This window comes from Streptomyces sp. DvalAA-14, assembly GCF_900091855.1.
GTDB lineage: Bacteria > Actinomycetota > Actinomycetes > Streptomycetales > Streptomycetaceae > Actinacidiphila.
Map to the genome: position 1 here is coordinate 1 of NZ_FMCH01000627.1, position 6678 is coordinate 6678.

The 6678-nt window shown below is 73.8% G+C and carries 4 protein-coding genes; 1 reads left to right on the plus strand and 3 read right to left on the minus strand.

Translation table 11 applies throughout. The annotated features are described in order from the left end of the window. On the minus strand, window positions 1-226 hold a 226-nt coding region (locus GA0115240_RS33275; RefSeq protein WP_202451985.1), incomplete at its 3' end, for a hypothetical protein. Window positions 227-416: 190 nt separating this feature from the next. Between GA0115240_RS33275 and GA0115240_RS33280 the strand changes: the two genes are divergently transcribed. Then, the gene (locus tag GA0115240_RS33280) at window positions 417-1133 is read left to right on the plus strand and encodes a PspA/IM30 family protein (protein WP_093742596.1); all 717 of its coding nucleotides are present in this window, start codon (window positions 417-419) and stop codon (window positions 1131-1133) included. A gap of 99 nt (window positions 1134-1232) precedes the next feature. On the opposite strand, the gene GA0115240_RS33285 is transcribed toward GA0115240_RS33280, so the two are convergent. Continuing rightward, window positions 1233-3776, minus strand: a complete 2544-nt coding sequence (locus tag GA0115240_RS33285; protein WP_093742599.1) for a SpoIIE family protein phosphatase — start codon at window positions 3774-3776, stop codon at window positions 1233-1235. A gap of 239 nt (window positions 3777-4015) precedes the next feature. After that, window positions 4016-6511: a SpoIIE family protein phosphatase gene (locus GA0115240_RS33290; RefSeq protein WP_093742598.1), complete on the minus strand. Its 2496-nt coding sequence runs from the start codon at window positions 6509-6511 to the stop codon at window positions 4016-4018. Between the last annotated feature and the right edge of the window lie 167 nt (window positions 6512-6678).

A 6678-nucleotide genomic window follows, 5' to 3' on the forward strand; every position in this document is an offset into this window, starting at 1 on the left:
CGCGGTCGAGCACGCCCGGGCGGCGGACCGGCTGGCACGCGACGCGCAGGACCTGGCCCGGCAGGATCTGACCGGCTACGGCGACCTCGGCGGCTTCGGCGAGGCCGGCCCGGGCGGCGGCGCGCGGGACGGCGGGGACGGGACCGGCGGCGCGGTGCTCGGCGGGATCCTGCTCAGCGGAGCCCCCAGCGGCGACGGCGGCAGCGGCGACGGCAGGGGCGAGCACGGTGACGGCCCGGGCGCCGGCGGCCCGGGACCCGGCAGTTTCGGCGGCGGGGACACCCGGGGCCGGAGTGGGCGGCGGCGGACGGTTCTAGGACGACGGTCAACGCCCCGACCCGGAAGCGGAACCTCGCGTTCGGGGCAGCGCGGATCGGGGCATCGCGGAACGGAACATCGAGGCACAGGGAGTACGTATGTCCAAGCAGACCGTCCTCGGCCGGGTGGCCCAGCTCGCCAAGGTGAATGTCGACGCGCTCCTCGACCAGGCCGAGGACCCGCAGAAGATGATCGACCGGCTGATCCGCGAGTACCAGGAGACGGTCGCCGCGGGCGAGGACGCGGTCACCTCGACCGTCCGCTACCTGCGGCTGATGCAGCAGGACCACGCCGAGGACGTGGGGGCCGCCGCCGAGTGGGGCAGCCTGGCGCGCGCGGCCAGCCGCAAGGCCGACGAGATGCGGCTGGCCGATCGCGGCGGCGACGGCGACCGCTTCGACCGGCTCGCCCGGCTCGCGCTGGGCCGGCAGTTCCAGTGCGAGAAGGAAGCCAAGATCGCCGAGCCGAGCATCGTCGCGCAGACCGATCTGGTGACCACCCTCAGATCGGGCCTGGACACGGTCAAGCACAAGCTGGACCATCTCCAGTCCGCCCGGGACGAGTTGGTGACCCGCTCGCGGTCCGCCCGGCCGCACAACCCGCCGGCGGACGCGCTGAAGGACATCGATGTCCTCGATCCCGCCGCCGAGTTGAGCCTGTTCGAGGACAAGCTGCGCCGGGAGGAGGCCAAGGTGGCGGGAACGCACACGCCGGAAGCCTCATCGCTCGACCACCTGTTCGAGTCACCGGATCCGCGGGCGGACACCGCCGAAGTCGAGGCGCGGCTGGGCCGGTTGAAGGCCGGAACGGCGTAGCGGCGGCGGCCCACGACGAGGCGGGGAACGAAAGGGACGGCGGACGGCAGGGACGGCCGACAGCAGGGACGGCCGTCGAGGGGGGATGCGCGGGCGCCCTCAGAACATGCTGAGCAGATCGTCCACCGACGGCCCCGACGTCGGCCCGGCGCCGCCCCGCAGCGCCAGCTCGAACCAGACCGTCTTGCCGCGGTGGGTCCGCCGGCTGCCCCAGCTCTGGCTGAGCATCGCGACCAGCTGCAGGCCGCGCCCGCCCTCGTCGGTGTCCTGGGCGCGCCGGCGGCGCGGCTGCATCAAGGCGTTGTCCCACACCTCGCACACCAGGGTCCGGTCCAGCAGCAGCCGCAGCCTTATGTCGCCGTAGCCGTGCCGCAGCGCGTTGGTGACCAGCTCGCTGACCAGCAGCTCCGTGGTGTCCACCAGCTGCTCCAGACCCCAGGACAGCAGCTGCTCGTGGGCCAGTTCGCGGGCCCGGGCCACCGAGGTCGGCTGCGGCTCCAGTGTCCAGTCGCCGACCTTGTCCGGGGACAGGCCGTCGATGCGGGCCATCAGCAGCGCGATGTCGTCCTCGCCGTGCGCGGTGTCCAGGGTGGCCAGCACGTGGTCGCAGACGTCCTCCAGCGGCCGGGCCGGGCCGGCCAGCGACGCGCGGAAGGCGTCCAGGCCCTCGTCCAGCGGGTGGCTGCGGGACTCGACCAGGCCGTCGGTGTAGAGCGCCAGCAGCGCCCCGTCCGTCAGTTCGACCTCGATCTCCTCGAACGGCTCGCCGCCGACGCCGAGCGGTACGCCCCGGGGCACCTCCAGCAGCAGCGGCGTCTCACCCGGTTCGACCACCACCGGCGGCAGGTGGCCGGCGTTGGCTATCGTGCAGCGGCGGGTGACCGCGTCGTAGACCACGTAGATGCAGGTGGCCAGGTAGACCTCGGCGAGGTCGGCGTCACCGCGCTCCTTGGCCCGGCGGGTGACGCCCCGGGCGGGCGCGCCGAGCCCGCTGGCCACTTCGTCCAACGCGCCGAGCACTTCGGCCGGTTCCAGGTCGAGCATGGCCAGCGTCCTTACGGCGGTGCGCAGTTCGCCCATCGCCACGGCGGCCCGCAGTCCGCGGCCCATCACGTCACCGACCACCAGAGCGGTGCGGTGGCCGGGCAGTTCGATGACGTCGAACCAGTCGCCGCCGACCTCGGTCTCCATGCTGCCGGGCAGATAGCGGCAGGCGATGTCCAGGCCGGCCGCCTCCGGGTCGTCCGGCGGCAGCAGACTGCGCTGGAGGATCAGCGCGCGTTCGTGCTCGCGGCGGTACAGGCGGGCGTTGTCGATGAAGATGGCGGCGCGGGCGGCGAGTTCCTCGGCCAGCATCCGGTCCCGCTCGGTGAACGGCTCGCTGCCCTTGGCCCGGGAGAACTGCACCAGGCCGAGCACGATGTCGCGGGCCACCATCGGCACCACCAGAGTCGACTGCACCATCGGGTCGCCGTGGTCCTGATCGCCGTCGAGCACCTGCGGCTGGGCGGTGCGCAGGGCGCGGGCGGCGGCCGAGCCGAACCGGTAGCGGTGCACCGCGCCCACCGGGACCGGGCCCTGCGACGGGTCCTCGTCGTCGTCGGCGGGCATCGCCACCGGGGCGTCCGAGATCGCACTGGCGAAGGCCACCCGGCGTACGTCGCCGCTGCGGTCGGTGGTGCTGGCCAGGTCCTCCACGCCGGACAGCAGGGCCTGGTAGAGGTCGACCGAGGCCAGGTCGCAGAAGTGCGGCACCGCCACGTCCAGGAGTTCGCTGGCGGTCGTCTCCAGGTCCAGCGAGGTGCCGATCCGGGAGCCGGCCTCGTTGAGCAGCGCCAGATTGCGCCGGGCGTGCGCCGCCTCGCGCTCGGCGCGCTGCCGCCCGGTGACGTCCATCGCCAGGCCCGCCACGCCGATCGGCCGCCCGTCACCGCTGTGCAGCCGGTACAGCGACATCGACCAGCGGCGCCGGCGGGGATCGCCGGGCACGGTGCCGACCAGCGGCATGTCCAGCACCGGTTCGCCGGTCTCCAGCACCTGGCGCAGCGCGCCGGTCAGCCGGTCGGCCTCCACCCGGGACAGGAAGTCGTGCGGGCCCCGGCCGCGGTGCTCCTCGGCGGACCGGCCGAAGACCGCGGCGAACCGCTCGTTGACCCGGATCAGCCGCAGTTCGGTGTCGAACAGCACAAAGCCCATCGGGGACTGCCCGAAGACCGCCTGGGAGGCGGCCAGATCGGTCTCGATCTGGCGGAGGGTGGCCACATCCACCGCGATGCACAGCGCGCCCTGGTCGGAGGGCATCACATAGACCTCGGCGAGCCCCTCGGCGCCCCTGGAGTCCTTGAACGGCACCAGGCCGTTCCACTCCCGGCCGTCCAGGATCTGTGACAGCCGCTCATGGCCGCGGCGCTGGACGTCGGCCGGGGCGAAGGCGGCGACCGGGTCCTGGCCGAGCGCCTCGGAGGAGGAGATCCCGAAGAACTCCTCGGCGCGGTGGCTCCACTGGGTGATCCGGCCGTTGCGGTCCAGCGCGAAGGCGGCGAGGCGTATGTAGTCGTAGATGGAGCCCGGCGGACTCGACCGCCAGACAGCATCGCGCGCCTCGTCGGTGCCGTCCGCGGGCGGGTTCGCCCCTGCTGGCATGTCGCTCACTCGCCCGACCCCTCCAGCTCAGCACACATGGACCGGTTGGAGCTGAGTATTCAGCATGTCGACCGTCCAGCACACGGTCTTGTCGATCACAGCATCATCTCGGCTCGTGGGGTACGGTGCGCGTCCCCGGAACACCACGGCCACCCCTCTCTCTCCTGCCTCTTCGGCATACCCGGCACAGTCTCTTCGAACCATGGCGGCACGGCGCCCCGGCGGCCCGCCGACCGCCTTCACCGCGCCCCTCCGGGCAGCGCCAGTTCGAACCAGACCGTCTTGCCCGGCTGCCCGTGCCGCGTCCCCCACCGCCGGGACGCGCCGGCCACCAGCTGCAGGCCGCGGCCACCCTCGTCGTCCGCTGCGGCCACCCGCTCGCGCGGCGGGTCCGGCAGCGGGTCGGAGACCTCCACCATCAGTGAGGAACCCCGCACCATCCGGACCTCGATCGGGCCGTGCGCGTACCGCAGCGAGTTGGTGACCAGCTCGCTGACCAGCAGCACCGTCACATCCGACAGCGGGGCCAGGCCCCACTCCACCAGGGTGTCACGGACCTGGCGGCGCGCCAGTCGTACGGCGCCGGCCTCGGCCGGGTAGGACCAGGTGGCGGTGGAGCCGGCCGGCAGTCCGCCGAGCCGGGCCATCAGCAGCGCCACGTCGTCCGGCTCCCGGCGCGGCTCCATGGCGGCCAGCAGGTCGTCGCAGGCGTCCTCCAGGGAGTCCAGCCGGCGGCACAGCGTCAGCCGCAGCCGCTCCAGGCCGGTGCTGATGTCCTGGCCGCGTTCCTCCACCAGGCCGTCGGTGTAGAGCACCAGCACGGTGCCGTCGGGTACGTCCAGTTCGGTGGTCTCGAAGCGCACCCCGCCGACGCCGAGCGGTACGCCGGTGGGCAGGTCGAGCAGCCGGGCCTCGCAGGCCGACCGCTCGGTCCTCGGCTCCACCAGCACGGGCGGCAGATGGCCCGCCTGGGCGATGGCGCAGCGGCGGGTGGAGGGGTCGTAGACCGCGTAGACGGCGGTGGCCATCCATCCCTCGGCCTGGCTCTGGGCGAGGTCGTCGCCGAGGTCGTTGACCCGGCGCAGCAACTCGTCCGGCGGCATGTCCAGTCCCGCCAGGGTGCGTACCGCCGTCCGGAGCCGGCCCATGGTGGCGGCGGCCACCAGGCCGTGGCCCATCACGTCGCCGACCACGAAGGCGATCCGGCCGCCGGCCAGCGGGATGACGTCGAACCAGTCGCCGCCGGCCTCGGCGCCGGTACTGCCCGGCACATAGCGGTAGGCGAGGGCCACCCCCGGCGGCCGGGGCACGCGCTGCGGCAGCAGGCTGCGCTGGAGCGTCAGGGCGCCCTTGCGCTCGCGGACGTAGAGCCGGGCGTTGTCCAGGGCGGTGCCGGCCCGGTCGGCCAGCTCCATCGCCAAGGTCAGGTCGTCGCGGTCGAACGGCTCGCGGCCCCGGGCCCTGGCCACCACCAGCAGCCCGAGCACCACCCCGCGGGCCCGCAGCGGCAGGACCAGCATCGAGGCCAGGCCCAGCTCGATCGCGGCCCGCACCGAGGGGTCGTCGGGATAGGTGACCGCCCGCAGTTCCTCCTCGGAGTTGACCGTCCGGGGCTGCCCGGTGGTCAGCACGGAGCTGAACACCGAGCCCTCGTACAGCCCGATCAGCCCGCCGGGCCGCAGCATCTGATGCACCAGCGGGCCCCAGTGCACCGCGGCCGATCCCAGCTGGCGCAACTCGGTGTCGACGCCGTACGGCAGGGTGGGCAGATCGCCGCCGTCGGCGATCCCGGTGTGCAGGATCACCCCGGAGTAGTCGCTGAAGACCGGTACCACCGCCTTGGCGAGCGCTTCGGCGGCCAGCCGTACGTCGAGCTCGTCGGCGATCCGCGAGCCCACCTCGTCCAGCAGCGACAGCCGCAGCCGAGCGCGTTCGGCCTTGGCGGCGGCCTCGACGCGTTCGGTCACGTCGATGACGGTGGCGCTGACACCCAGCACCCGGCCGGCCCGGTCCACCAGCCGGTGGTAGGACAGCGAGCGGTACCCCTTGCCGGTCGGGGAGAGGGCGACCAGGTCGATCACCGGCTCGCCGGTGGTCAGGACCTGGCGCTGCAGTTCGGAGAGCTCCGCGGCGGAGGCCGGGTCCAGCACCTCGGTGACGGTCCGGCCGAGATGGTCGGCGGCGGGCAGGCCGTTCATCCGGGCCAGGGCGTCGTTCAGCCGGACGTAGCGCAGCTGGCTGTCGTAGATCGCCACGCCGAGCGGGGAGGAGCGGAAGAGGGAGTCCAGCGCGGCGAGGTCGTGCTCCAGCGTGCGCAGGCGGCTGGTCTCCACCATCGCCGCCAGGACGAAGGGGCGGTCGTCGCCGTCGACCAGCAGGCTGGCCCGGGTCTCGACCCCCACGGTGTGGCCGTCGCGGTGCCGCACCGACAAGATGCCGTCCCACCGGCCGGCCCGCAGCAGCTCCACCAGGATCAGCTCGGCCTGCCCGGTGGGTTCGGCCTGCCCGGTCGGCTCGGCGCCGCCGGGCGCCTCGTGCGCGGGTCCGAACAGCCCGGCCACGCGCCGCCCCACGATCTGCTCGCCCGACCAGCCGAGGACCTCCTCCGCCACCGGGCTCCACAGCAGGACGCGCCCGCTGGTGTCCAGCATCACCACGGCGACCCGGAGGGTGTCCAGCAGCGTGCCGCTGCGCGGGTCCCCCACCCGCCACTCCCCCTCGGCGTCGCCGCCCATCCGTCCACCCCCGCACCGGGTCCGGGCCGGACCGGGCCGGCGTCCCAAGAGATTGCTCCCGTCTTACCCGATATTGCCCCGTTCCGTGCGGATCCAGCGACCGGGCGGGGCCCGTCGGCGCCGACCCCACACCGCCCGCCGACCAGCGCACAAGCCGCGCCGGTGCC

Bases quoted from the DNA above. Each gene is read 5' to 3' on its own strand.
- GA0115240_RS33285 (WP_093742599.1), bottom strand. From the start codon at position 3,776: ATGCCAGCAGGGGCGAACCCGCCCGCGGACGGCACCGACGAGGCGCGC.
- GA0115240_RS33280 (WP_093742596.1), top strand. From the start codon at position 417: ATGTCCAAGCAGACCGTCCTCGGCCGGGTGGCCCAGCTCGCCAAGGTG.
- GA0115240_RS33290 (WP_093742598.1), bottom strand. From the start codon at position 6,511: ATGGGCGGCGACGCCGAGGGGGAGTGGCGGGTGGGGGACCCGCGCAGC.